The 26602-nt window shown below is 43.4% G+C and carries 20 protein-coding genes; 7 read left to right on the forward strand and 13 right to left on the reverse strand.

Going from position 1 to position 26602, the window contains the following annotated elements:
* The first annotated feature begins 186 nt into the window (after positions 1-186).
* The 3 genes from ACTWPM_RS16235 (at position 187) to ACTWPM_RS16245 (ending at position 4414) form a co-directional block, all read left to right on the forward strand.
* Positions 187-1446: an ATP-grasp domain-containing protein gene (locus tag ACTWPM_RS16235; protein WP_443134070.1), complete on the forward strand. Its 1260-nt coding sequence runs from the start codon at positions 187-189 to the stop codon at positions 1444-1446.
* Between the two features lie 33 nt (positions 1447-1479).
* Positions 1480-3441, forward strand: a complete 1962-nt coding sequence (locus ACTWPM_RS16240; RefSeq protein ID WP_443134071.1) for a hypothetical protein — start codon at positions 1480-1482, stop codon at positions 3439-3441.
* A 406-nt stretch (positions 3442-3847) separates the two neighbouring features.
* On the forward strand, positions 3848-4414 hold the full coding sequence (locus ACTWPM_RS16245; protein ID WP_443134072.1) for a LysM peptidoglycan-binding domain-containing protein: 567 nt from the start codon (positions 3848-3850) through the stop codon (positions 4412-4414).
* 46 nt (positions 4415-4460) lie between these two features.
* On the opposite strand, the gene ACTWPM_RS16250 is transcribed toward ACTWPM_RS16245, so the two are convergent.
* From ACTWPM_RS16250 to ACTWPM_RS16265, 4 genes are all read right to left on the reverse strand, one after another.
* Positions 4461-5846, reverse strand: a complete 1386-nt coding sequence (locus ACTWPM_RS16250; RefSeq protein WP_443134073.1) for an MFS transporter — start codon at positions 5844-5846, stop codon at positions 4461-4463.
* Between the two features lie 145 nt (positions 5847-5991).
* Entirely contained in the window at positions 5992-6603 is a 612-nt protein-coding gene (locus ACTWPM_RS16255) for a class I SAM-dependent methyltransferase (RefSeq protein ID WP_443134074.1), read from the reverse strand.
* Positions 6604-6687: 84 nt separating this feature from the next.
* On the reverse strand, positions 6688-10464 hold the full coding sequence (locus ACTWPM_RS16260; protein ID WP_443134075.1) for an AAA domain-containing protein: 3777 nt from the start codon (positions 10462-10464) through the stop codon (positions 6688-6690).
* A 147-nt stretch (positions 10465-10611) separates the two neighbouring features.
* Positions 10612-11451, reverse strand: a complete 840-nt coding sequence (locus ACTWPM_RS16265; RefSeq protein WP_443134076.1) for an Nmad3 family putative nucleotide modification protein — start codon at positions 11449-11451, stop codon at positions 10612-10614.
* Between the two features lie 239 nt (positions 11452-11690).
* Between ACTWPM_RS16265 and ACTWPM_RS16270 the strand changes: the two genes are divergently transcribed.
* On the forward strand, positions 11691-12470 hold the full coding sequence (locus ACTWPM_RS16270) for a DUF5995 family protein (RefSeq protein ID WP_443134077.1): 780 nt from the start codon (positions 11691-11693) through the stop codon (positions 12468-12470).
* Between the two features lie 132 nt (positions 12471-12602).
* Here the strand turns inward: ACTWPM_RS16270 and ACTWPM_RS16275 are convergent, their stop codons facing one another.
* The 7 genes from ACTWPM_RS16275 to ACTWPM_RS16305 all read right to left on the reverse strand — a co-directional run bounded on the left by ACTWPM_RS16275 (position 12603) and on the right by ACTWPM_RS16305 (position 19931).
* Positions 12603-13091, reverse strand: a complete 489-nt coding sequence (locus ACTWPM_RS16275; RefSeq protein ID WP_443134078.1) for a divergent PAP2 family protein — start codon at positions 13089-13091, stop codon at positions 12603-12605.
* A 116-nt stretch (positions 13092-13207) separates the two neighbouring features.
* Entirely contained in the window at positions 13208-14707 is a 1500-nt protein-coding gene (locus ACTWPM_RS16280; RefSeq protein WP_443134079.1) for an FAD-binding domain-containing protein, read from the reverse strand.
* Between the two features lie 96 nt (positions 14708-14803).
* Positions 14804-15070: a DnaD domain protein gene (locus tag ACTWPM_RS16285; protein WP_443134089.1), complete on the reverse strand. Its 267-nt coding sequence runs from the start codon at positions 15068-15070 to the stop codon at positions 14804-14806.
* A 707-nt stretch (positions 15071-15777) separates the two neighbouring features.
* Entirely contained in the window at positions 15778-16761 is a 984-nt protein-coding gene (locus ACTWPM_RS16290) for an HNH endonuclease domain-containing protein (protein WP_443134080.1), read from the reverse strand.
* Positions 16762-16780: 19 nt separating this feature from the next.
* On the reverse strand, positions 16781-17107 hold the full coding sequence (locus ACTWPM_RS16295) for a nucleoside triphosphate pyrophosphohydrolase (RefSeq protein ID WP_443134081.1): 327 nt from the start codon (positions 17105-17107) through the stop codon (positions 16781-16783).
* Between the two features lie 146 nt (positions 17108-17253).
* Entirely contained in the window at positions 17254-17622 is a 369-nt protein-coding gene (locus ACTWPM_RS16300) for a hypothetical protein (RefSeq protein WP_443134082.1), read from the reverse strand.
* A 104-nt stretch (positions 17623-17726) separates the two neighbouring features.
* Positions 17727-19931: an ATP-dependent helicase gene (locus ACTWPM_RS16305; RefSeq protein WP_443134083.1), complete on the reverse strand. Its 2205-nt coding sequence runs from the start codon at positions 19929-19931 to the stop codon at positions 17727-17729.
* 382 nt (positions 19932-20313) lie between these two features.
* Between ACTWPM_RS16305 and ACTWPM_RS16310 the strand changes: the two genes are divergently transcribed.
* The 3 genes from ACTWPM_RS16310 to ACTWPM_RS16320 all read left to right on the forward strand — a co-directional run bounded on the left by ACTWPM_RS16310 (position 20314) and on the right by ACTWPM_RS16320 (position 22897).
* On the forward strand, positions 20314-20487 hold the full coding sequence (locus tag ACTWPM_RS16310; RefSeq protein ID WP_443134084.1) for a hypothetical protein: 174 nt from the start codon (positions 20314-20316) through the stop codon (positions 20485-20487).
* Positions 20488-20657: 170 nt separating this feature from the next.
* Positions 20658-21824, forward strand: coding sequence for a DUF4317 domain-containing protein (locus ACTWPM_RS16315; protein WP_443134085.1), 1167 nt, complete (start codon positions 20658-20660; stop codon positions 21822-21824).
* A gap of 110 nt (positions 21825-21934) precedes the next feature.
* Positions 21935-22897, forward strand: coding sequence for an arsenic resistance protein (locus tag ACTWPM_RS16320; RefSeq protein WP_443134090.1), 963 nt, complete (start codon positions 21935-21937; stop codon positions 22895-22897).
* A 134-nt stretch (positions 22898-23031) separates the two neighbouring features.
* On the opposite strand, the gene ACTWPM_RS16325 is transcribed toward ACTWPM_RS16320, so the two are convergent.
* Positions 23032-24960 (reverse strand): SEC-C metal-binding domain-containing protein, encoded by a 1929-nt coding sequence (locus ACTWPM_RS16325; protein WP_443134086.1) that lies wholly within the window; start codon positions 24958-24960, stop codon positions 23032-23034.
* A gap of 774 nt (positions 24961-25734) precedes the next feature.
* The gene (locus ACTWPM_RS16330; RefSeq protein WP_443134087.1) at positions 25735-26340 is read right to left on the reverse strand and encodes a class I SAM-dependent methyltransferase; all 606 of its coding nucleotides are present in this window, start codon (positions 26338-26340) and stop codon (positions 25735-25737) included.
* Positions 26341-26602: the final 262 nt, after the last annotated feature.

The following is a 26602-nucleotide window of genomic DNA, read 5'->3' on the forward strand; positions in this document are numbered from 1 at the left end:
AGGATCCTCCTACAAGTAGTGTAGAAGAAACGCGACTTTTGACTTTGATTGTCGAAACCAACAATAATGCTTACAGTTTTTGCTAGACTTTGATACTTTTAAAGTGATAGAGGCCGTGCATCATCACACGGCAGGATAATACGGTTACAAAATCCAGAAAAGTCATTTTAAAAGGAGAGCGATGAGATGGAACTTGATCAACTTGAATTGAATACAACTGTGGAGGAATCGGAGAAAACGAAGCCTTATTATACAGCTTTAATTGGATGGAGCGTGCAGGCAATAGAAGCTGCCGCGAAAATGAACCGGCCTTTCATCGTAGTAGGTCCACCCGATTTTGAGTCCTATGCAGAGAAACACGAGATTCCGTTTGTCGGATGGGATTTCAACAAGATCAATGAAAGCTCTGATCACCTCTATATGCAGCTGAAAGAAATGGGCGCAGAAGTTGCCGTTCCTTTATATGAAGAGTGCGTCGAATGGGCTGGAGCATTAAACGCCCGTTTCCGCGAGGACCCGCGTGTGTTTAACCGTTCTTTATTGTTACGGGATAAAGGAATGATGAAGCGTAAAGCGCAAATCTCCGGTATTAAGGTTGGAGTTTTTGAAGAGGCACGCAGTAAAGACGACGTAGAACGTTTCCTGAAGCGTGTAAATGAAGCTTTGCTTAAATTAGACGGCGATCATCTTGACCCAATCCACGTAAAACCACTGGACAAGGCTGGATCTGTTGGTCACCTGGCTATCAATACCACTGAAGGAATCGAGCAAATTCAGGATACAGACTTCCCGCTCTTAATGGAAAGTCATCTGGATGGACAAGAATTTTCATGTGAAGCCTTTGTTCATAAGGGCAAGGTTCGCTTTCTAAATGTTACGGAATATATTCGTCTAGGCTATTCCAATTTTGTCCCCGCTTCGCCATCACTGGAAGAAAAGAGACCTCTGATTGAACGAGCGGTCCAGCAGCTGGTGGATGCCTTCGAAATTGAATACGGCGTGATCCACCCTGAATATTTCCTCACTCCAGACGGAACCCTGCACTTCGGTGAAGTTGCTGCCCGTGTGCCAGGCGGACATATTTTTGACCTTATTGAGCGTGCTTACGGGTTCAGTGCCTATGAAGCACAAATTCTATGCAGTGATCCGAATACGACCGAAGAGGAACTGGAGCAATTCTTCCCGGATCCGTACCAATATGAAGCTTATGCTGGATGTCTGATGGTCCATCCTAATACGGATTATGTAAAAGATCTTGAAATTCCTGAGGAACTGGAGCACCATTCCTACTTTGAAAAGCACGATATGTTCACCCCGCCTCAAGGTAAAGTAGCCGAACGTGTCGGTTTTGGGAACCATTATGGGACCATCTTTTTCTACGGAAAAGATAGTGAGGAAATGACGGACCTTCTGAAACGTTACGAGAAGTATGATTTCTACGTATAGACAAGTGAAGTTTTTATAGAAAGGAGAGGTGAAATGCCTCAACCTACAGGTGTTATTATCGAACGATTCTCTCAGGCCCTGGCTGCTTTAGAAGAAGCGCCGCCTTTTGCAAAATCAAGATACCAGACCGACGTCTATCAGGAGGCCAATCGCCTCATCGAAACGGAAAACGGACTGGAGCACCTCTATGGATATGCCGATCGATTCGAACAAACCGGTATATTTCAGGATGGACCATGGGAGGAAGCGAATAAGCTTCAGCCCCCGCTTGTCACTGGATCCCTAAAAGCAAAAGGACTTCCGATGATTATTGAAATCTTAAGTGAGCTGCGGATGCTTGCTATTGCGAAAGAACGGTATGTCAATCCCGCAGTAACTCCACAGATGGCAGAAGAATTTCTAAATGAAGTGATGGTTCTTAACTTGAACCTTCTATTTCCTGATGCTTCGGAGAGCGCACGGGTTGAAAAGCATGAGAATGATGAAAAGGCGAGCGAGCTTTTTCAGTTCTTAGCGAACCATCTTTCATCTAACGCGCTCATTCAGACGCTGATTGACGAAATCAAACGCCTGACCGCGCAGCGTCCGATTATGATTAAGCGAACAGTATCAATGATTCGAATGGCTAAAGAAATGTTAGAAAAAGAACATCAGGATAATGATAAATCCGAACTCGTCCACTTTATCGCTGCGATTGAAGGTCCATCGGAGATCAGCAGCCGTTATAAGGATGTTCACGCATACCGGGCACAGCTTAAAGGGTTGTCACGCTCGGAGCTTATTTCAGAAAGTGTTTCTTTTGCTAAATCCATGCGTTCCACCGGTCTCGTTGCACCGCATCATGCAACATTAATCCGCTACTTGTCCAAACGCATGCCACAATTGCTGCCTCACGCGCTTGATTTGAGCAGTAAGGGAATTGCCAATCTGGAGGAGAATAACGAACTCGTTATTCAACTGATCCGCGCATCCATTTTTCCGGCAACCCGTCAGGCAATTTACGGGTTGGCGCTGATGCTTGAGCGAGGCGTTCTCTCCCACTCTCCTGTTCCACCAGGATTACGGAGATTAATCGAACTTGATATTCGTCCCGATGTCAGGAACGCTCTTGCGCAGACAACCAGTGTTGGAGAAGGCTTAACAGCGAATAATATTCTCGTTGCCGCGACCATCCAGGTACTTGGTCAGCCGCTCGGCATTGGGCAGGGATTCAATCCTACCTGTCAGGCTGCCAGAGGAATCAGCTTATGGGCGCAGCATGCTCCAGGGTTTTTACTGGAAATTATTCCACGCGCAGCACGGGACGGCGACATGGACTTTATGTTCGAGGGGCAAGCGATCCATTCCAAAGACTTAAGCGGCGGACTCGCTCCCGAGCTGCATAAGGAACTGGATCCTATCTCACTTGTACTGGTTCCGCATTTGGACAGGATTTACAGCGAAATGATGTCGCGTGTAGCTTTACGTGGAGACGATGGGCACCGATGGGTCAACCCGGCCTTTTACGGCAACTGGGTGCAAAAAGGGTTCGCCAATATTATCGATCCGCTAACCGGTTACGTGCAGGACTATCCTGGATTTGTACGTCTGTTTTACGCCACCCATCACACCGAATATAATGATGATTACGAAATGATCTATCCAAATCCTGTTGGTATCTTTATTACAAACGTCCACGGGAAGCTCTTAGGCCTTCATGCCGTATCCATTATCAGGATCGGCGTAGACCCTGAGGGGAAAGATAGAATCTATTTTTACAATCCGAACAACGACGGTTCCCAGAACTGGGGACAGAATATTGAACCAAGCGTAGCTGGAAATGGCGAAGAAGATGGCGAAAGCTCACTTCCATTCCATGAATTTGCTTCAAGGCTCTACGCCTTCCACTACAATCCCTATGAGCAGGGCGAAGCCTACGCTGTAGATGACTCGATTGTTCAGAAGGTGCAACAGCTGGCGCAGGAAAGCTGGGGCAAGGATTATACGTGGGTATAGAATGATTGATGCCAGACTCTCAACATGAGGGTCTGGTTTTTTGATGTGGGTTGAAGTCAGAGGACGCCTCGATTTTCAAATTAAGCTCCCGGTAGGACTCACTTGCGATACATTCTTGGAAAGGATAGTGGAAACCTTTCTTCCTCACCTTCTATGCCACCTACTTGATACTTGGATTTGGCTGTTGATCGAGTGGAATTACCTCAATTGGGCCGTGCGCTTCATCAATTGGGCCATGCACACTACGCTCTGCCCGAAAAGTAATTTCCCGAAATTAATATCGTTTTTCAAAATAAATATCTGAACAAAAAAATCCATTATTACAAAAATTTTACGTTTAAATGACATTTAATTCCGAAACACATATAATGTAAGCCATTTCATATCTCTAAAGGAGGGGTAATGTATGAAAAAAACAAAATATCTTGCACCGGTGTTAGCTTTAGGAATGACCTTCGGCTTTGGCGCTAGCAGTGTTTCGGCTGAGAAAACTACTGTTACTTTTGACAAAGGAGATACGCTTTGGAGCATTGCCCAGCAGTATGAGGATGTTACGGTGAACGATTTGTACGAATGGAACCCTGGCATTGATGCGCATAACATTCAAGTAGGTTCTGAGATCACCTTCCAAACAGGTGAGGCCGCAGAAGACGAGATGCCAAACGAAGTCTTCCATACGGTGACTCCAGGAAGTACACTAACGAGCATTGCTAATTTGCATGCAGGTGTCACGCTGAAAGACTTATATGATTTGAATCCTGGCATTGAACCTCGCAATTTACAAGTAGGGCAGGAAGTAAGGGTGAGCCGTAGTGATGGCTATAGTAAAGAATTCCACACGGTACGCCCAGGCAGTACACTGACAAGTATTGCAAATCTTCATTCCGGGGTAACGGTAGATGACTTGTATGACTTGAACCCGGGAATTGATGCACGTAACTTGCAAATTGGATCAGAAGTGAGAGTCAAATAGATAAAATAACCCCCCAGACCATATGTGCTGGGGGATTATTAATGGACTATTGAGAGGCGGCTTTTTTTAAGACCAGGGATTTATGATTGTAAAACAAGTAGAACTGCCCCAGCGATAATAGAATAATAATGGAAAAGCCTAAGAAAATGTTACTGTAAATAGCTGTATCTCCATTAAATCCGAGCCAATTAAGTGGTTGGTTCGGATTAAACAGATCGAGCGTCTTACCGATGACCGCGCCGCTTAACGCGCCGGACACAAAGTTCAGCAGATTGAACACACCCATACCGACGCCGGTTTCTTTTTTATCCAACAAGTTAGCAAGAATATCTGCGGAAGATGCCTGGACAAGCGGGAAGCTCATATAAGCGACGATGATTGTTGCACTTACAATGTACTGATTAGCTCCAACAATCATGGAAAGTAGGAAGAATCCAGAAGCAAGCAGCGTCATCGCAAGATAAAGTACAAAGGTATTCCCCTTTGAATCTACCAGATTTCCGCCTTTTTGCCCCATAAGCGCAGCGCTTAAAGCTCCTGGGAACAGGACGAGCCCGATGGCCATCGTGCCCAGTTGATACGTGTCCCTGAACATAATTGGCAGCATGAACATCATACCGAATAAGCAGGTAATACTTAGAAAACTTGTGATTATGGTGGACCTGTATTTTATATTTTTGAATAAATGCGGAGGAATAAATGGTTCGGCAATCGCCCTCATTCTCCATAAGTTTAAAAAGAAAAACAGAGCGGTTAACACGAAAATCCATGGAATTCCGAGTGTAATCCCGAGCAGCAAAGTGGAAATAAATCCAGCAATGAGAGCCGCTCCAATAAAATCAATGTACCCTTTGTTCGTCTCTTCCTGCGGCAGGTTTTTTCTAAGAAACGGCAGTGTAACTATGATTAATGCGGACGTTAAGAATAAGTAGCGCCAATCTAGAAAGCCAGCTATAAACCCGCCTGCGATCGGACCGATTCCTGAGGCAAACGCCATGACGGAGGATACAATCCCGAGTACTTTTCCTCTCGTTTTAGGAAAGTAGCGAATCGGTGCTAAAAATACAAGCGCAGGAATCATTGCGCCTCCTACGGCTTGAATCACGCGAGCCACAAGGACCATCCCGTAATTTTGAGCAAAGAATCCAAATAACGACCCCGCCGCAAAAATCGTCAGCCCGATCGTAATTAATGTACGGAAGGGATAAAAGTCGGCCAGTTTTCCATATGTCAAAGCCCCTACCGCATACACCATAATGTAGCCGGTCATCACCCAGCTTACTTCGGAAGGCATCAGTTGATACGTCTTCGCTATATCCGGCACAGCAATATTAAACATCGTTCCGTTCATCACTGAAAGCATAAGGACTGCACATAATGAGACTAATAGTCCTCTCGGATTAGGTACAGACGATTCGTGTTGCTTATCCATTCTAATGCCTCCTTTTTATTTCGTATCTCGAAATGAATCCTAACGAATAAGGAGGCAGATTGCAAAGATAATGTACCGAGAATCGAATCTTTTACAATTGATCACCATTTTTCAGTACTGCAACAGACTCTGCTCTTTCCAATCTTCAGGAATCCGAAGGTCTCGCCCACACCAGATGGATTGAATTAAGCAGCGAGCTTTCTACCCGCTCTATTTGTAAAGTTGAATCCTCAAGCAGTTTCAGCATATCTCTGTTCACATGACACCCTATCCGCTTTTTCACTAATGGATCCACCAAGTTTTGCAGACGTGAAACGAGGCGGTTTGTACTCACTCCGTGTTCAAACAGCAGGATCTGCCCATCTTTCTTACATAACGCCCCAAGCTTTTGAAGCACCTTTTCCGGATTAGGATAGGAGCACATCGACAGGGTAGACACAACGGTATCAAAGGAATGGGCAGGCAAGTTGAGCTCCTCGACATTTTCAACTAAAAAATTCACCGTCAGATTCTGTTCGGCCGCTACTCCTTTTGCCTGTTCGATCATGGTCGGGCTGAAATCCACAGCGGTTATCGCAGAATCTTCAGGGTAGTATTGAAAATTCGTTCCCGCTCCTACCGATATTTCCAGGATGTTTCCTCTGGCTGAATGCAAAAGCTTTCTCCGCCATTTGTGATCGGCGGTCTGTTTTCTTGCGCGTCTGGCATATTTTCCGGCCTGTTTTTCGAAAAGTTTGATCTGCCGATTCATATCCATTGAACTTCTCCCCCTTTAAATAGTAAAAAAGTTTCTGACCTCCTCATTGATTATCCAGAGTGTCAGAAACTTCTTCCATCAAGTTTACCCTTGTTTTACCATTTCTTCTTTTAGCTTTTCCTCATTTACCATAGACTGTACCAGTTGATCGATTCTTTCGATTTCAGCGATAGAATCTTTCCACCAATTCCTGCTCCAAATACGCGTAAGTGTCCATCCCTTACTTTCCAAGAACCTCTGCCTGTACACGTCTCGTTCTCTGGCAGAGAGCGAACTGTGATACATAGCTCCATCACATTCAATTCCTATAATGTATTTGTTTTTTTCTTGTGGGTGAACAATAGCCATATCAATTCGATAACCGGACATTCCAACCTGAGTATCTACTTCATAGCCGATTTCTACTAACTTATTATAAACTTCTTCTTCAAAAGGAGAGTCAAAATCCAAACTTTTGTTCTGACGTTTGGTATTCATTTCTTCATTTAATCTTTGTAAAACCGACTCTGATTTTTCTTTATGCAGGTCAGAGACCGCCTGGGCGTATTCCATGTAGCTCTTTAAATATTTAGGCCCATCATTTTTTGATCCTGCCACATTTAATTCGTAAGGCTCGATACTGGAAACAAGGTGAACCTGTTCTTTCGCTCGGGTTACAGCTACATTCAGACGATTTTCTCCACCCTGCTGATTTAAGCTTCCGAAACGATTATGAACACGACCTTCCTGGTTTTTTGCATAGGTGATAGAAAAGATAATAATATCACGCTCATCACCCTGAACATTTTCAATATTTTTCACGAAAATCCTTTCGTCTAATTCTCTTCCCATCACCTGTTCATAAAGAACGCCAAATTCTTTATCTTCTTCCGCACGCCGCTCAATGATTGATTCGATGGTTTCCTGCTGCTTTGAATTAAAAGTGATGATTCCTATGGTTTTAGAAGGATCCTCGATGAGCTTTTGTTTTAATAATGTGACCACTTCTTCTGCCTCTACCCGGTTACGCTGGTCAACCCAATGACCATCAACTTTATGCCACTGCACGGAAGAAGGGGATTGTAAGTGGTTCACATTCGGTGCAATTTGAATATTTCCGTTGTAGTAAGCATGATTTGAAAAGTTGATCAACTCTTCCGATTTGGAACGGTAATGCCATTCCAGCAGACTGCTTGGTAAGACCCGCTTCGCCAGATTCAATAAACTCTCGGACTCTTCGAAATCTTCCTGCTCTTCATCCTCATCCTCCTGCACACTACCTTTAAATAAGGAAGAAGGAGGAAGCTGCTTCTCATCTCCTGCAACTACTACTTTCTTACCTCTGTAAATGGCGGGAATCCCGTTTTCCACCGTGCACTGAGAAGCTTCATCAAAAATCACCAGATCAAACATTTCTTCCTCTAAAGGGAAAATAGCTGAAGCAACTTCGGGAGAAACAAGCCATACAGGCATGACGTCAAGAAGACCGTGTAAGGCATATTCATTTACTAATTTGCGGACCGGCCAGATTTTTCGCTTCTTTCCTGTTTGGTATGTGATTTCTTTTATGGCTTTAGGCTGCTTGCTTCTTGCGCTTAGAAGGATTTGCTTTCTTTTATTTTGAAGCATTTGTATAGAAAGTTCTTTCTTTTCAACTAATAAATCCTTTAATTTTTTACGCAAATGATCAAAATCATCTGTGCCTATTTTCGATAAGGAAGGATATTTTCTTTCTACTTCATCGATCCAATAAATATACGTAGATTGCTCAGCAATCTCTTTCCAGTGCTCCGCTACATTTTTATCGACCCCTGGATCGCTTTTTTCTTTTAATTGATCTATAATTTTTTGCAAGGTTTTAGAACTTTCATCATACAGACGGTCCATCTCTCTTAGTTCTTCAAAATCTTCTTTCAAGAAATTCTGCTGCCTTTGTATAATAGAGAGCGGAATATCTCCTGTAGAGATACGATTTTTGTAGTGTTCAATCGTATCTTCCGAAATATAATCCTTCATTTCATTTAAATTCTTGGACATGTCTTCTGAAACATTGGCTAATTCGTACAAGATACTCAAACTCTGCTTTAACTTAGGCCATTCTTTTGAAGACATGCCTCTAAATTTATCTCCACCTAACAGGTCTTCTACGATTGTTTTACCCGTGAAAGTGGTCCACATCCACAACCTAAGCTTTTGCAGAGTTTTCTTATCATCTTCATTTAAATCGTCATAGATCTTAGCAATTTTGTCATCTACTTCCCAACTATAGGCAGGAGTGATGTCTTCCTCTTCAAAATGGTCTAAATATCCGATGCTATTTTCTGCTTCTTGAATAACTCTGTCTAATAGTTCTACAATTTTGACCCGATCTTTCATTTCCAGCTTGCCAAATGATTTCCTATCTTTCAAAGGATAATCTCCTGCTCCAAAGCGGCTGTAATAGCGGCCGTAAGAAAAGATTTTCATCAATACATCATTTAAATTATCTTTATTTAATTCACCTAACACCTGGTCGAGTTCTACAATTTCTTCCTGTTCCTTTGCTGGTTTCCCTATTGCATACAAGTCATATGCTCTGTAACCGTGAGGCTGGACTTCATAGAGCCCCTGAGCAATATTGTCCAGTTCCTCCTCTGTTTGGACAATCCTGGCTGACAGGCTTTCTAGTTCATTTTCCAGATCTTTATAACTTACTTCATTGGATAGCTGTTGATTTAATTTACGATACAGTGCATTTCGATCATTCTTCTCATCGTGAAGAAGAGCAGCGTTTGCCGATAACCCAAGACTGTCCAGCCGCTGATAAACAACATCCAGGGCTGCCCTCTTCTGTGTAACTAGCATAACTCTTTGTTCATTCGCTACAGCGTTCGCAATCATATTAACGATAACTTGTGATTTCCCTGTACCAGGCGGTCCGTGCACCACGATTCCTTTTTCATGCTCCAGCGAATCAATAATATGTTCTTGAGAGGCATCGGTATCGAGAACGAGGAATTTAGATTTTTCTTTACTCACTTTATCTTCTGAAGAACTCAAAGCTGCGGTCGGAAGCCGATCGACACTTTCCGTCTCTTGATCTTTGCCGATATCCAGCAATTCAGATACCAGTCCCAAGGATTCATCCTCATTTTCAATCTTCTCCATAAATTGTTCATAATCTTTCAGGATAGCTGAATTGCCTTGCGGAAAATGACCAATTACCGCCTGGTGCTGTAATCGAAAACGTCCCTTAGGAACTACCGGTATATCTTCTTTTCTATAACTCTCTACTTCCTTAATATTTTCATCTAATAAAGGCTCGACATTCATGCCATAGCCCTCCAGCCACTCTGCCAAATTCTCTAAGTCCATGGAAGCTGCTTTCTCTTCTGCTTCTTCATAAATAAGCTCGGGAACGTGCAGATCACTTAATTTTTGAAGGGCTAGGAATAAAGAACGGTTCAGCTGGGGAGTTTCATCAGGAATCGGCTCGACTTTCCATTCAACACCATGCTTTTTCTCTTTGTTCAATCTAACGGGGTATAAGAATAAAGGAGCTCTTATATATGTACCATCTGTCATCGTACCGTCGATAAACGGGTACCCTGCATATAAATCATATAGTCCCGTTTCTTCTTCGATGGCATTCAAGTTCCTAAAGAGCGTGGTCAATTTCTTAGAAAGAACCATCGCTTCTTCCTGGTCGTGACTCTGCTTCACAAACGTTTTTTCTTTTTTGTCTAATAAGTCCCTTAAGTACTCTTCTGGATTTACATTTATCTTTTTTAACTCACTAATATCAAAAGTCCATTTATCATATAACTTCAGCATCCGTATTGATCGATTCCGGCGGCTGAGGTCGTTTAAACGATCCCTCAGAAGAACCATTTTTTCCTTCACAACGATCACCCTAATTCTTATTATTTATTATTAATATTATACAATAAAAACCATATTCTCTTAAAATATCCTCTAGTTCCACAAGGGTTTTATTACATAAAAAGACCTGAACCACTAAACTTCACTGTGATCCAAGTCTCTGAACTCTTAAGAAAATACTTTTCCTTCTGCAATTAAACGCTCCGCCCATTCCACTACATTACGATTACTGCTCACATACATTTCCTGATCGCCTCTGCCAGAAGTCTGCATTTCTATCCCGTCAGGTCCTTCATTCCATACTTTAATATTATGGGTGAACTGCGGCTGTTCATCTTTGAAACAGGAAGGCAGTTTCCACTGGGTGCGATTTTTCGCCCCTTGTTCTGTCAGTACTAAACTTTTCTCATAACCGAACGTTCCCCAGCCTCTTTGACCCGGGTTCTTAGAAAAGTCAGGAGTAGCCGCGTAGATACAATTACGTTTACTTTTATTATCCTCTTTTTCCTGAATGTGAGGATGGTATTCCGCCCATGATGGTACCTGATCTTTCTGTACATCCCATACCTCGTCCACCTCCAGATAACCAAAAATTACATGAAGATCTGGCGCTTCTGGTACATAACGATACTTCCCGTTTACTTTTTCCACTTGTTTAAACCAGCCGAAAAAGAGAAATAGATCTCCCAGGCCGACATCCCGGTTATGGAGGGTGCCCTGGGATATACCACTTTGTCCGAACAGGCCCCGCCATCCCACGGAGCGATTCTTCATCATAGTGGACTCCAAATCAGGGTCCAAATGCGTTTCAGAAAACTGATTAATTCCTAAATCTTTCATGATGTCCAGATAGCTTTCACTGCCCACTGCGCTAAGGTCTTTATAAAATATGCCTGTATCTGCCCTTGGGATATGAAAAGGCAGCAGGCTGTCTGCATAAATCGGACTGGGCTTACCGCCCGTACTGCTATCAAAACCTTTTCGACTTAAGATGACTTTTCTTCCCACAAACATCGCCTCCTATCATCATTCAGTCAAACTTCTCAACGTTATAGGATTTCCATTAAACCTAGTAAGATTAGGTGTTATACTGAACTTAATACAAATTGAAACACACCATTACTCCTGCAAACATACTCCACAATTCTTATTCCAGATAACCATCACGTAATTTCACTCATTTTCCGCCTAGTTGCTTAACTCATTATTTTTCATAAATACCTATTAACCATCGAGGGGCTGATGGAATGAAATATATAAGCACGCCCGAAAAACAGGCAGAGTCCTTGGAAGAAGTCATTGAATTAATGACAGAGCACCTCCACGCTCTTCAACGCAGCGATGACTACAGGTCTGTATTTCAGCATGTTTATTTATTAATGACACAGGAAATGCAGCTGCGCCTTGAATCTGGTTTCTTTGAAGACCCTGTTTGGATGGAAAGGGTTCTTGTACGTTTTGCCCACTATTATTTTAACGCCGTCAACACCTATGAAGCAGACCTTCATTGCGCACCCGCGTGGAAGCTTGCTTTTCAAGTAGCTGAAGAAAAACGAAGTTTCGTGCTGCAAGATGCCCTGCTCGGCATCAACGCCCACATCAACCGCGACCTCCCCATGGTCTTACATAAAATTCTTGATGAAGATCAAACCTGGCCCAATGCACGGCGCATGCTTCACCGGCGGCGGGATCATGAACGTATAAACGATGTGTTAGGGGATCTGGTGGACATCGTTCAAGATGAACTAACGAAACACTATGCCCGTTTACTGCATTGGATAGATTTTATTATGGGACGTAACGATGAAACGCTATCTTCTTATTTTATGGCTAACTACCGTACAAATGTGTGGTATAATGCCGAGCTGCTCCTGGACGTCTCCGATGAAACTGAATTCAAAAAACAGCAAGAACGAATTGATGAAGAAGCCTACCGCATCGGACTTCAAATTGCTAACTCTCCATTTTCAAAATACCGCTTCGTTAAAAACCTCGCACCTTTCATGCGTAGATATCATTGGTTCTAAGCGTAAAAAGGACGCAGAACGCGTCAACGTTTCATCTAAGCAGGAACGTTTGAAAAATTCATTCTGAAGTTAAAAATAGCAGCCCTTGCTTCAGGTCTGCTATTTTGGTCTTCCTCATGTACGTATTCGAATTTAAGATTCACTTACACTCTTCACTCTGTTTTCAAACTTAGCTGACAAAAACTCAAGCGCAGAACCAAAGATAGCTCCGCCAAGCACTTCAACTGGCTGGTGGCCTAATAGTTCTTTCAACTCTTTCTCCCGCTCCACGAACTCAAAGCTTGGAAAGTCGAGGGCTATTTCAGCGAAATTATCCTCTAAGTCATTGACCAGTTTAGCGATCTCTCCCGTATGACGGCGAATGCCCTGTGCATCGTACATGACAATGACACCAAAAACGGTCGCTAGCGCTGTTTCTGTGTGGCGGGATCCTTTATTAGCTGCTATGTAGGTGGTTAGCGCAGCAACTCCTGCCGAATGGGAACTCGGCATGCCCCCGGTGGTCGCCACCTGTTTCACATCCCACTTACCTGTCAATCTTTTGTGAGTTACAATTTTGAGTGCCTGGGCAACCCCGATGGCGGATAATGCGGTTAGTATTCCTCGATTCATCTTCTGCATGTCGTTCACCCTTTGCTTTACAATCATTCTACTAATTTCATTACCCTAAATACAGTGTTTTATTCGATGATTCATTAAATTTCTCCATGGAGAGAAGCTTTCTTTCGCTTTGAAGTTCATTCGAACAGGTCCAGAGACAATTGTTCTTCTGTATGCCTCTCCTGTTCCTTCTCTCTCCGCTTCCTGCTTCCATGCTTTTTCAGCTGCTTTTGTGCCGTGGACTTTGCTTCATCGGTCTGCTTAACCGACCACAACAAGTCCCTGGCTTTTTTATTAGCCGAAGGTATATCAACGATCGGAGCCGGGTAATTCAGATCGTTAAAATTCGGAAGCTCCCAGGGCTGATGAATGAAGGATACAGGAATAGACCGGAGTTCAGGTACAAACCGTTTAATAAACGCGCCGTCCGGATCATGATCGATTCCCTGCTTGACTGGATTGTAAATACGTATCGTATTAAACCCAGTCGTCCCGGACTGCATCTGAATCTGGCTGTAGTGGATGCCAGGTTCATAATCGAGAAAGAGGCCCGCCAGTGCATGCCCCGGTTTTCGCCAGTCCAACAACAGCGTATTGCAGACAAAAGATACCACCATCGCCCGCGATCTGAAATTGACCCAGCCCGTTTCGTGCAGAGCCCGCATCGCAGCATCAATCATCGGGATGCCTGTCTGTCCGTTATACCAGCGCGTAAATGCTTCTTCATCCCATTCGGTGCGGATCTGATCAAATGCCGGGTTAATGGCATGCTTTGTAATGGATGGATCGTCCTCCAGACGCTGGATAAAATGACAGTGCCAATGAAGCCGCGACATAAACATCTTTAAGTGCTTCTGTCCTTTTGAAGATTCGCCCATCTTTTCCCGCGTTTTCTGCACGGCATAACGCATCGATAAGTTGCCCCAGGCGAGATAGGGTGAAAGCCGGCTGCACGATTCGGCTGAAGCCATTGGTTTTGAAATATGAAAATGATAGCTCTGATACCGGTTGTCCAGAAAATCATTAAATGTATGATGAGCACGCCGTTCGCCGCCCACCTGCCCAGTTTCAATCTGTTTCCCTTCGACTTTAAAATCGTTTAATATCTCCAGGTTCTCCGTCATTGAATCTGGCACTTCATTCTTTTCGACACACGGAATTTGTTCCGAGACGGGAATTAGTGGCTTGTTCATAAACTGCTCCCAATAATCCTGAAAATTATCCCTCGACTTGAGCGCCCGTACCACACCATAGTGCTGGTACTCCCGGAATTCTAGTCCGCGCTCCTTCATCCACTCATGCACACGCAGATCACGTTCGTAAGTATGCGGCGTCCCATTTTCTTCATGGGCATATAAAATAAACTCACCAAAGGTGCGGTGGATGTCCGCTAATACATCTTCCATCTCTGCTATAGCTGTGTACAGGCTTCCGTCTTTTTGCCGGAAACTCTTTTGCAGATCGATGAGGCTTTCTTTTACAAACTGAAAATGTCGTGCCGAAAGCTCCTGTCCCTGCCAGATGGAAGGTTCTGCAATGTAAATAGGAAGAATCGCTTCGCCGCTCTGGACTGCCTCGTAAAGCGGCTGATGATCGTATAAACGCAAATCCCGTTTCAACCAGACTACATGCAGCATACCATCCACTCCCTGTTCATAGTATGTCCATTGTATAATCTGGAAGAGGGGTTTGCACGAATTGATGTTCCCCTTCACTCTTCTGTTGGACCATGTTTACTTTAAAAAATCATATTCGTTCTCCCTTCGTCCTTCTTCAGCCAGGAGTGGCATACCATACTTCTCCGAATCGCAAATTCCCTTTCTCTTAGACCGCCATACAGCTTCCTGCATACGCACTTCTTCTAATGATTTCACACCGAGTTGTTCCCACTTCCTTAAGATGCCTTCACAGTATTTAAAAAATATCTTGTTCTGCATCAATGCCATTTTCATCGACTCTATGACCAGCTCATCGGATAGAGCAGCACACCATTGTGAAATGCTTTCTAAGACTCAATTTCGAGATATTCTGGGTCCGTTGCTGATAAAGGGAGGGGCTGGCTACGGAAAACAACTCGCTTTCCTGCGGGGGAACTGGCAAGCCTCCTCGGTCGCTGTCACTCCCTGTGGGGTCTCGCCTAGCTCCTTCTCCCGCGGGAGTCTCCTTGTTTCCTTCGCCACCCTATGATTGAAGAGTGAACGGACCCTTTCTATATGCGATTGGGTTGTATGATCCGGCTCAAATGCTTCTATAGCGGGAAGTAGCCACTCATACACGCTCATGGTTATAAGTTTATCTCCACCATAAACCAGAGTTTTTCAAACATGATTTCAAGCTCTATATTTCGCAAGGTCCGGAGGGGCACGGGGAGACTCCTGTGGGATGAACATGATCGGTGAGACCCCGGAAGGCGAAGCATGAGGAGGCTCAGCATGGGATGTTCGACTAAGATCGCCACGTCCTGTGGCAACGTCGAACGACCCTGCGTCGTGAAGGGCCGCGGAAAGCGAGTCGTTCCTCGCAGGACCCAATTCTCTCACTAGATATCTCGAAATCAAGTCTTACAGAAAAGGGAGCTTAATAGTAAGATCAACCCGGAAGTTTAACAGAGCTTTTTTTGTGTAAAAAACTCCTCCATATCTATTATCGATTTGGAGGAGCGTTTCGGTCTCATATTTTTACAAAAATGATTTATAGATTTGATTTTTCATCCTGGAACCCAAATGTTTTCATATCCATTCTGGATGGAGTAGTTGTACAAATGAATGATTTTATCTTTCTTATATGTCGCTAACTCTCGCTCCAGAGCAACAAGCTCTGGCTCAATTACTAAACGTTCATTTCTATCTACCACGTTATCCAAATAAAAAGGAACCGGCAGCTTATCACGCTTGGAAGTATTGCAAGTGCTGCATGTAAGCACAAGGTTCCAAAGCTGATCGGATTGTACAAAAGACCAGGGGATGAAATGATCTACATGGGTATGCACAGAATCTTTACTTAGAGATTTCCCACAATAGAAACACTTTTTTTCAAAATATTGCACCAGGATTTCCTCAAAAGGTTTTAACGAAGATCGTTTAGCAATACTCTCAACTTTAGACAACAAGTAGTTAATGTTCGGAATATCATTTAACTGCTCAATCATCTTTGCCATGTGGTAGTTAACCAAGTCAATTAACAACCGTTGGTACTTACGCATGAACGTGAGGACCGCCTGATTAAATTGAAATTGTTCGGACTTGTGATCAAACGCGTAAAACGTCCCTTGGGTATCTCCATAAAGAGCACCAAACACATTTGTTTTCATAACCGCCTTGATGCGATTGACAGCCTTAAGCTGAATGGTCGAGTCCAGTTTATCAAACGTCATTTCTTTTGGAATATGGTATTCCTGCTGCACTTCTACTAATCTGTTTACGGCAGCAGACCCTCTTGTACCCTGTTCAAGTTCATGGTGAATTACTAAATTCCAATAGATTTTTGTGAACGAGTAGGCCAATTGATTATAGGTAACAACAGCTTTATCATTGACCTGGTAGAGATTTTCTATCATTGATTTCAACAATCCAAATTTGTAGGTTGCAGACTTCTTCGATTTTGAAGTCAACACCACAGTGAATATACGCCATACTTCATCTTCGGTTAAGTAGAGAGCTTTTAATTCTCCTACTCTCAGTTTATGACTCATGGAATCTCCCCAATAAAATCTATTCGTCCTCCACCCGAACTAAAAACAGTTTGTCATTAAAAGATCCGCGATTAAAAACTTTTTCCTGTCTTACTTTTTCAACATCCTCCATCGAAGCACCATGCTGCCTTGCTAAAGCCGCTACTACTTCAATTACATCGGCCAGCTCTTCCACCGCTTCTACGTTCCCTTCAGCTTCCAGATATTCCGCGACTTCTTCCTGCAGCTTATTTCTTAACGCTTGCTGATAATGTTTATCGTTTAAAAAAGCTACTTCAGGGGTTTTCCCTGTCTCCTCTATAATCTTTGGAATCAGGTCTCTGACTAGTTTATTATATGTAGGCATTTGTGGCTTCCTTTCTAACTTCCATTCCTTGTTAACTTAAAGTTTACTAGACTACGAGTGATCGCACAAAAGTTATAATAAAGGAAGCTACCCTGACTGAACCGAGTAACTTCCTTGGATTAGGATAGTATAAAATTTTCACCCTCTTAAAATTTGAATCCAAATACAGCCACATCAATCGCATTCACACCGTCCCCATCCGCCACCTCTGCTTTAATGGCAAGATCAAGACCAGGCGCATGATAAGTTCTAGTAAGCTGATCACCTGGATCAAGAGTAAGTATATCCAACACTAAAAAGTTAACCTGATCAATTTTTGTAATTAGTTTCAGGGTCACAGCCCCCTCTGAAACAATCCGGTTCCCCGCAATGATACGGATCGTGTAAAAAGGCTGGACGTGTATGCCATCCGCAAGCGTGCCTGTGACCACTACCGACTTCCCCGCATCAATCGTCTGTCCGGCTGGTTCCGTCATAAAAAGAAGGTTATTTCCTCGTTGAGCTCGTTGAGACATGTAGCTCCCCTCTCATCCTTTTTTATATCCTATGAGTGACGTGCGCAAAAAGGAATGATTAGTTTATGGATGATAAAAAATCGCTCCCTTGTATGACTTGTAAGCTAATCTTTCTGTTCAACCTTCTTAAGCAGACCGTTACGCAAACAGACATCTAAAAGCAATTCTTTATAGCCCGTTTCTTCAAACTGAATCCCGATTTGATCACCGCCGTACTCTTTGATCACACCCGGACCAAACTTACTGTGAATGATCTCTTTCCCAAGGTCAATATCATTGAACTGAAGCAGATTTTCATCCGATAAATCAGCGGCGGGTTTGTTTTTCTTAGATGACGTTGTTTCACCCGCTGGCTGAACAATCTTTTTCACATTCGTTACAAATATGGACTCCGTCACCCGTTCGCTGCCTTTATAGTGATACGTCAGGAGTTCCAGGTTCGTCCGGGCCCGGGTCATCCCGACATAAAACAGACGAACTGCTTCCTCCATAGGACCGTACTCTTTGTTACGGTAGCGCTCCATATCATTTTGGGACGGAACGACTCCATTGATGAGGTCGATCATATAAACCTTGTCATACTCCAACCCTTTAGCACTGTGAAAGGTGGTGAGCGTCAAATTGCTTTTATTTTTATTAAATTTTGACGTTTGGACCAGATGCTCGAGTTCCTTCAAGCGATGGGCGAAGTCTTTTAACGTCCCGAGTCCTTCTGCGATCTTTTCCAACGTGTCCAAAATGCCGAAAAGATGTTCTGAATTAAAGCCGAATTTCTCGCACATTTTTTTGATCGCGTGATCATAGCCGAGCTTCTCGCGAATCGTTCGAATGGCTTGATCCGGTTTCATTTGGTTAATCGATTGGAATAACTTCTGCGCTTTCGGAATGGCCTTCTTCTGATAGGAAGGCAGCTCACTCTCAAGCAAGGTGTCAAAAACAGACGTTTCTATCGGCTGCTTTTTCAAATAGGCAATCTGCTGCTTTGATATATAGGCATTGAATTTCATATGGATTCTTTCAAGGATATCAATCTTGCGGTCGTTATAGGAAAAGCGCATAAAGTTCAGCATATCTTCAACGATCCAATGTTTGAAAAACTTGGCGTCGATATCTTTCATGTAAAATTCAATCCCTGCCTTGTCCAGCTTATCCGCAAGCGGCACCGCAGAAGCGTTATTACGATAGAGCACAGCGACTTCCTCGCGCACTCCACTCTTTTTTATTTCCTCCGTCACATACTTCAACTGATCCTCATAATGAGGCATCGTTTTGATGGCGACTGGCTGATCGGATGAATTGGCCGTGAACATCTCCTTAGGATAGCGGTTCTGGTTGCGCTTGATAAATTGATTCGAAGCTTTCACGATCTCCTGGGAGGAGCGATAATTCTGTGACATCGTCATCACCGTGGCACCCGGATACTCCTTCTCGAACTGCAGCAGTTTCGTCACATCAGACCCCCGCCACATAAAGATAGATTGATCATCATCTGCCACTACACAAAGGTTGTTTTGCGGCTGGGATAACAACTTCACAATCTCATGCTGAACGACGGAATTATCCTGGCTCTCATCGGTCAGAAGATACTCGAACTTCTCCTGATACTTGGCCAAAATGGCGGCATCGTCTAATAGGTATTGATAACAATACGTCAGCATATCATCGAAATCCAGTAACAGCTGGGGTGCATGATTTTTCTTGAAACGTTCATAGGCCTGATAGATGGAAACCGCATTTTTAACGGTGCAGGTGATTCTGTCCAATTCCTTACCAGAAGCCATTCTATTTTTCACAAAGCTGATATAGGTCATCAGTTCGTCCATCTCGTCATCCGTAATTTGCGAGCCGTTCGTATCCTCATAAATCTTCTTCAAAATAAATTTCTTATGCAGGGGTACCTCTGGACCATCCCAGCCTTTTTTCCATTCATCCTGTGGAACCTGCCCTTCGATCAGCTGAAAATCCCGATTTTTCTTACGCAGATACTCCCGAACGACCTGGAAGGCGAAGCTGTGAATGGTTGAAAAATGAACTTTTTCATTCGTTAAGCCGGAAAAGAACCGATCGAAACGTTCCGACATATCCCGGGCAGACGCTTTACTGAAGGTAATTGCCATAATTCTATCCGCTTTCACCTTTTTCTCAAGCAATAAATAACCGATCTTCATATTTAGTGTAGTTGTTTTACCTGAACCCGGGGACGCAAGCAGGAGCAGTGGCCCATTCGTGTGTAAAACCGCTTGTCTCTGCACGTCATTCAGACGGACACCCGTGGTTTCTTCCATGAATGCAAAGAAGTCCTTCGTCATATAGGTACGTCCCTCCTTTCTATCCTTACTAACAAAGAAAAATAGATGGAAGAAGGTGTAGGTGCCTTCTTCCATCTATTCATATCAAACGATTGAGTGCTCAGGCACCCAATATCCTTACCACATTATATCTTTTATAGGATTGAGATTCTACCTCAAAGGAGTGAATTTTAATGAAAAGAGGCTGCGCTAACTTTTTCTCCTACTCCATCGTTTAGGTGTTCAGATTGGATTATGCTCAAGTTGCGTCTATCTGCAATGGAGCTGAAGACCCCGTAATTGCGTCGTGAGTTACCTCTATTGCGCCGTCCATCCTGAGATCCTTAGTTCGTATAAATTCAGATCAGCATCTTATACTAAATCCGAAAAGGAGGCGATATTAATGGCGAAGAGAACCAAGAAGAACGATCCGGAGCAAAAGCATAAAAATGGATTTGATCCGAAGAAAGCTGACACAGAATTTGCAGAAGGATTCGGCAGTGCGGAAGCCAATCGAATTCACAAAGAAGAAGCCAAACGAGCAAGAAAATCACATCGTCCTAACCAAGCTAACTAGTGTTATACGAAAGACTCCTTCCTATTTGGGGAGTCTTTACCTTTTCCAACCTCAAAAGCGCTCCATACACCAATCTGCCTCTCTACAAATTCTAATGTCTGCGTGATTGATTCCACGATCCCTATGTTAGAATAATAGAGAAGGATTATAAGCTTAGGAGTGGACGATAGATGGACAAAAAAGATATAGCCGGGATTCGCAAACAGTTCAAAGTGGATAACGACCTCATGAAAATCTCAGATATTTTTAACGTATATATTATGAAAGAAACGACAGATATTTATCACCATCAGAGCCAGCCGTTTGAAATGCTCGACCAGGACCAGCAGGAATTGTTTATGAACAATTTCAAAAAGGTTTTGACCGGACAGCTGGATGAAAAATTATTTGAACTGAAGTTTGTGCGAGAAGCGGAAGACCATAGTCAGCTTATTTTACATAAAGGACTATTGAGCACGAACGTCGAGGACTGGAAAGAACAAATGCTTAAGATGACCGAAAAGATGATTAGGGACAATCCTTATGAAAAGGATGTCGTCCTCACTTTTATCCGCGCCGAGTACTTGAAACCGGCAAAGCGCCGTAACGACGAAGCAGAAGAAAGTGAACGGGACGCTGTTTATTCCAATTCCTTTATTCTCTGCAGCGTCAATCAGACGCAGGAGCCAAAAAAAGAAATTCAGTTCGATTACGTGGAGAAAGAATTCAAATATAAAATTGAGGTAGATCCTGTCATTGACCTCAAGAATCCGATGACCGGATTTCTTTTTCCAACCATCACAGATGGGGCTTCTGATGTGAACCACGTTCTTTACGCTTCCGGAAAAGCTAATGAACCAGACTACCGCTTCATTGAAGATGTATTAAACGGCGAAGAAATCATGACAGCGAAAGAAGACAAGGCCGTGTTCGAGGAAGTCATTAAAGATGTCGTCGGCGACCAGCTTAACCCTTCCACTCTCGCCAGTGTGTACGGGGAAATCAACCGCGTCGTGGAAGAAAATGAAGAAGATGAACCGCCAAGACTCGATTATAAAGACGTGGAGCGCGTGCTGAATCAGAGCGGAGAACAGGTCGACTCTGAGAAAGTAAAAACCGCTTTCCAGCGCGTAACGGATAACGAAACGTATGAGCTGAAGGCAAGCAGTATTGTACCTAAATACAAAACTAAATCGATCAAGATCAACACCAAGATCGCCAACATTTCCATCAGCCCTCAGGATCTGGAATATGTGAGACAGGTCAACTATAAAGGGAAACGCTGCATTATGATTGAAGTAGAAGAAGATGCAGAGATTGATGGATTCAAGATGCTTCCGGAAGCGTTTGGGGAGTAGTAGTTACTACCGGTGCAGATAAAAAATCAACACGGGGAATGATTTAGCTCAATCTCCGTGTTGATTTTTACTTTTAAGTAAACCTCATAAATGAAGAGAGGTGAATTCCTCTGTTTTCTAGAGAAAAACTGGAACACAATCAAACTTGGATTTATTTTACTTTCCTGGTGGCTGCGGCAGGTTTCGGGTTCCTTATGCCCCGGTCCGCTGAAAGTCTGGAATCGATTATTTCTATCGTCATAGCTTTACTGCTGTTTAGTATGTTTTCTCAAATTCCATTTACTTCACTGAAAGAATCATTAGGCGATAAAAAGTTTCTCAAAGCTCTATTAACGACCAATTTTATTATGGTGCCGATCGTGGTCTGGCTGCTGGCACAGTTGTTACCACAAAGCCCTGAACTATTGATAGGGTTTTATCTCGTGCTGCTAACCCCGTGCATTGACTATGTCATTGTTTTCACTGCGTTAGGAAAAGGTGATGAGAGGCTGATGTTAGCCTCTACTCCCATCTTACTGATCATACAACTAATGCTTTTACCTTTGTATTTATGGATGTTTTTGGGAAGGGAAGCTGCCGGAATCGTAGATCCTTCGCCTTTCCTGGAGGCCTTTTTTGACCTCATTTTCATTCCTCTTATCGCTGCAGTATGTATCCAATTAGCAGCAAAGAAATACCGCATAGGGACAAAGATTTTAAGTGGTTCAGCCTGGCTGCCTGTTCCCTTTATGGCTTTCACACTCTTTGTAGTTGCAGCTTCACAATTTCCAAAATTACCGGTGTACGCAGACGATGTTGTGAAAGTTATCCCTCTGTATGTGGCTTTCATGATCATTATGCCCTTCCTGTCTAAGTTTGCAGCGAAATGGTTTCAATTAGAGACAAAGTCAGGCCGCACCCTTATTTTCAGCAGCTCTACCAGGAACTCTCTAGTTGTGCTTCCCCTCGCCTTTTCAATCCCAGAGATCGGAAGTATGGTTGCGGCTATAGTCATTACCCAAACGATCGTAGAACTGATTAGCGAACTTATCTACATTCGCTTTGTGCCGCAGGTTTTGCTTCGTGATGAGTAAACGAACGGACCTCTTGTTACAAAAAATTCTCCCCTGACAGCCAACCCTTAACAAGCTGTACGCGGGGAGAATAGCAATGGACCGGATGATCGTTAAGATTCCAGTCCGCTTCTCAACCTATTACGTTTTTATTGTCAGTCGAAAAATATGAACTCTTCATTTAAATATTTTGTTACATGATGCAAGTGCTTTTTCCAGGCAGAAGCATTCCGGTAGTGATAGACAATGGCTTCTTCTTCAGAACCAGGCTGATAGGTCCGTGGAAGTTTATCCCAAGTTTTCAACCCTGCCAAATAGGAAAGAACCATCGGGTTTTCCTCCTCCGCGTCAAAAAGAAAATCTTCTATCAATTCCGGAGGGTGACCCTCTTCAATCGTTAGCAGGGCTTCCGAGTAAGCTCCCCATGTACCATCCTCCGGGTATTTTCGAAGAAGGTCTTCAGCTTTCTCAAGCTGCCCGGACATAATATACAGCGGAAAGATCTCCTGACGGATACCCTGGTTATCAGCTTCATTATACTTGAGTAGTTCTTCATAAAATCTAATCGCGCGGTCCAGGTCACCTTCTTCTGCATAAACGGAAGCCAGTAACTCTTGAGCTCTCATAAATGGCCGAGCTGTCACGTCATTCCACAGTTCTCCACTATCTAAATCCAGATCGTTATCGAGAGCATCGTTGGATGCTTCATAGAGGAGGCTCAATTTCTTTAATGGCTCCTCTTCAAGATGCGCTTGCAGGACGCGAGCATCCACCGATTTTGGATATAGGCGAAGAGCTTCGTCAACCAGCTGCTTTCTTTTTTCTACCGTCTCTGCCAAATAGGCATCATAAGCGAGAAGCTGGGCCATTTCTTCATTTGTTTTTGGAACGAAGGTCTTCTGGGAATTAGCCTGTATGAAGCTTTCCACTTCTTGTTTTGTAGAAAAATCCTCCCTGGAAAGTCGAGCGATCATCTCATAATTAGCGCGTTCTGCTGCTACTTCCCAGCTCGGGAACGTAAATGGAGTATAAACGGGACCAGAAGACGGCTCTTCAGTTTTTCCATATTCTTGGAGCAAATTAAAATAAGCCTCATCCATTTCTTCCACACGCCGGGAAATACTGTTCGGGCTTACTCCATACTTCTGCGCAATTTCTTTTTGAGTAACAGGTTTTAAATAACCGAAATGAGGATGATCTTTATAATAGTATTCCAGTGTCGCAGCAAACACTTCGGGTTTACGGACCGTCGGAAATTCATGATCACAGTAATACATCCACAGGTGGTGAAGGTGAACATAGTTATCCTGTTGCTTGATCTCAGGATCTATCTTCTGATCTAATAACAAAAGAACCTCTTTCTCCCTCTCACTTCCATCCCAGCTATCAACAAGGTTGTCCTCCACGTCAAAGTGAAGGAAATCTATCAAATACTCCGAGAAATGAGAAGCATAGAAATCAGCGATCGATCCCTGGGCACTACTCGCCTCGTATTCCATTTTCACATAATTGGAAAAGGAGGAAAATAACTCAGGATCCACGCGTAACGCGCTTGGAACAAATTGATAATAATTTCCCCAGTTCATTAATATCCCAAAGTAATGGGTCATCACTTCTACTTCAGAATTAGCCAATAACGTAATGTTAACCTCATACACTTCTTCCGTCCATTCACGCTCGAGCTTGACAACCCCCTTATCCACTTTTTCCACTACGGTAAATAAGCCTGGGATTGATTGGGACCAATGCTCTAGTGCTTCTCGAGTAATTGGGCGAGAAACTCCCTTCTTCACTCGGTCTACAAACTCCTGCATAATTGATTGCCCCTGGGAATTGGTTTTTAAAATGGTCTTATCTGCAACGGTCATACTTTCCTTAAATTCCTCCATCTGATCGATAGGCTCTTGAGGATTTAACAGATAAGGATAATAGTCCATTAAATAATCCTGAAAGCGATAATATAGCTGATCCAGTTCCTCTCTCACTACTGTTCCAGTTAAACTAACAACTTTTTTATCCCCGCAGCACTTTTTGTACTTCTTCCCACTGCCGCACGGACACGGGTCATTTCTTCCAGCTTTCATAACGTTCACGCCCTTTCTGACTTTATTATAAAGGGAGTTTAGGAGAGTTGAAAGAGTGCTTGAATGAACCTATAAACCGCCACCTTGCAAATAATAGATAAAAGGATAAGAACCACTTTTAAATTGAGTTCTTATCCTTTCTTCGGTCATTTATTTTTTGGATAGACTCTGTCAAACTTCCGTATTGATATAACAGTAAAGCTCCCGTTTGTGGAAGACTCAGCTTCGAGATAATTGGGGTCCGTTACGTTAAATTGAGAAGGGCTGGTGGGGAAATAACTCGCTTTCCTATGGGGGAACGGTGAGCTTCCTCGCTCGTTTCACTCCCTGCGGGATCTCACCTAGTTCCTTCTCCCATGGGAGTCTCGCTATTTCCCCACCAACCCAGCCACAGGAGAATAACGGACCCTTCGAGAAGAGAGAACCCTCGCCTTCTTAACTGGCCTTAAATGCTTCTATGACAGGCTATTCCAGATCTTTATAGCATGAAAATAGCCTCATATTCACATGCTCATTTGTGGATCAAGAAGATATCTTAAGTGGTTTTGAGCTACCGATTTGGCAAGGTCCAGAGGGGGACGATGAAGACTCCTGTGGGATAAACATGATCGGTGAGACCCCGGAAGTCGAAGACTGAGGAGGCTCAGCACATGCCCACGGAAAGCGAAATCGTCCCCCGGAGGACCTTCCTCATAATCAATATCTCGAATTCGAGTCTTCCACAAACCGGCCCTATTGTGTAATAAGTCACTTATGAAAAATCAACAATAAACTTTAACAGATCCTTTGGATAAAGCCTTGAATCACATGACCGATCCCCTTATGTCGTTCCCCTTCGTTACGTTCGGCCTCTCCGTAATAAAAATGAAGACATTTATAATCCTTGATCCAACTAAGGACGTCTTCTGCGGCATAAAGCATTTCCGTTGATTTGGGACCGCCTGTTCCATAAGACAATTGGGCTTCAGAATAAACTTCGAAAAGGATATGTCCTCCCGGTTTTACAGAACGGATCATTTGTTCCACCAGAAACGATTGGTCCTGTTTCGGCATATGACCAAACACCATAATGGCAGCATCAAATTGTTCGGGCTCCATTTCCATTTTGGTTAAGTCGCCTTGAAGCGTTTCTATACTGACCTCTTCTTCTTTCGCTAACTGCAGGGCTTTATTCAACCCTTGATCAGATTGATCCAGGATGGTCACATTATGGCCCATTTTCGCTAAGTACACACCGTTTCGCCCTTCTCCCTCAGCAAAGCAGCCAACTTTGCTATCTTTAGGAAGGCGTTCACTCATATCTTTAATAAAAGCATTGGGCTGCTTTCCATACGCGTAATTGGGCTCGGAAAATCTTTGATCCCACATTTCTTTAGACATATAACATACCCCCTGTTGTACAGTTCTCCGGCAAGTATATCATTTTACTTTTCTTCCATATAGGATTTGAGTTTAAGACTCTTACATGATCGGAATTCGGCGATTCTTAGAACATTCTATTCCTTTTTAAAATTATAAATCGAGTAGGAGGAGGTGACTAACCTCCGTCCTCTCACACCACCGTACGTACGGTTCCGTATACGGCGGTTTCATAAAATTCAACGTGCATTCAATGATTTCAAACCCATACGTTGCCAATAGT

Origin of the sequence: Halobacillus sp. K22 (genome assembly GCF_052246795.1) — a bacterium.
Classification (GTDB): domain Bacteria; phylum Bacillota; class Bacilli; order Bacillales; family Halobacillaceae; genus Halobacillus.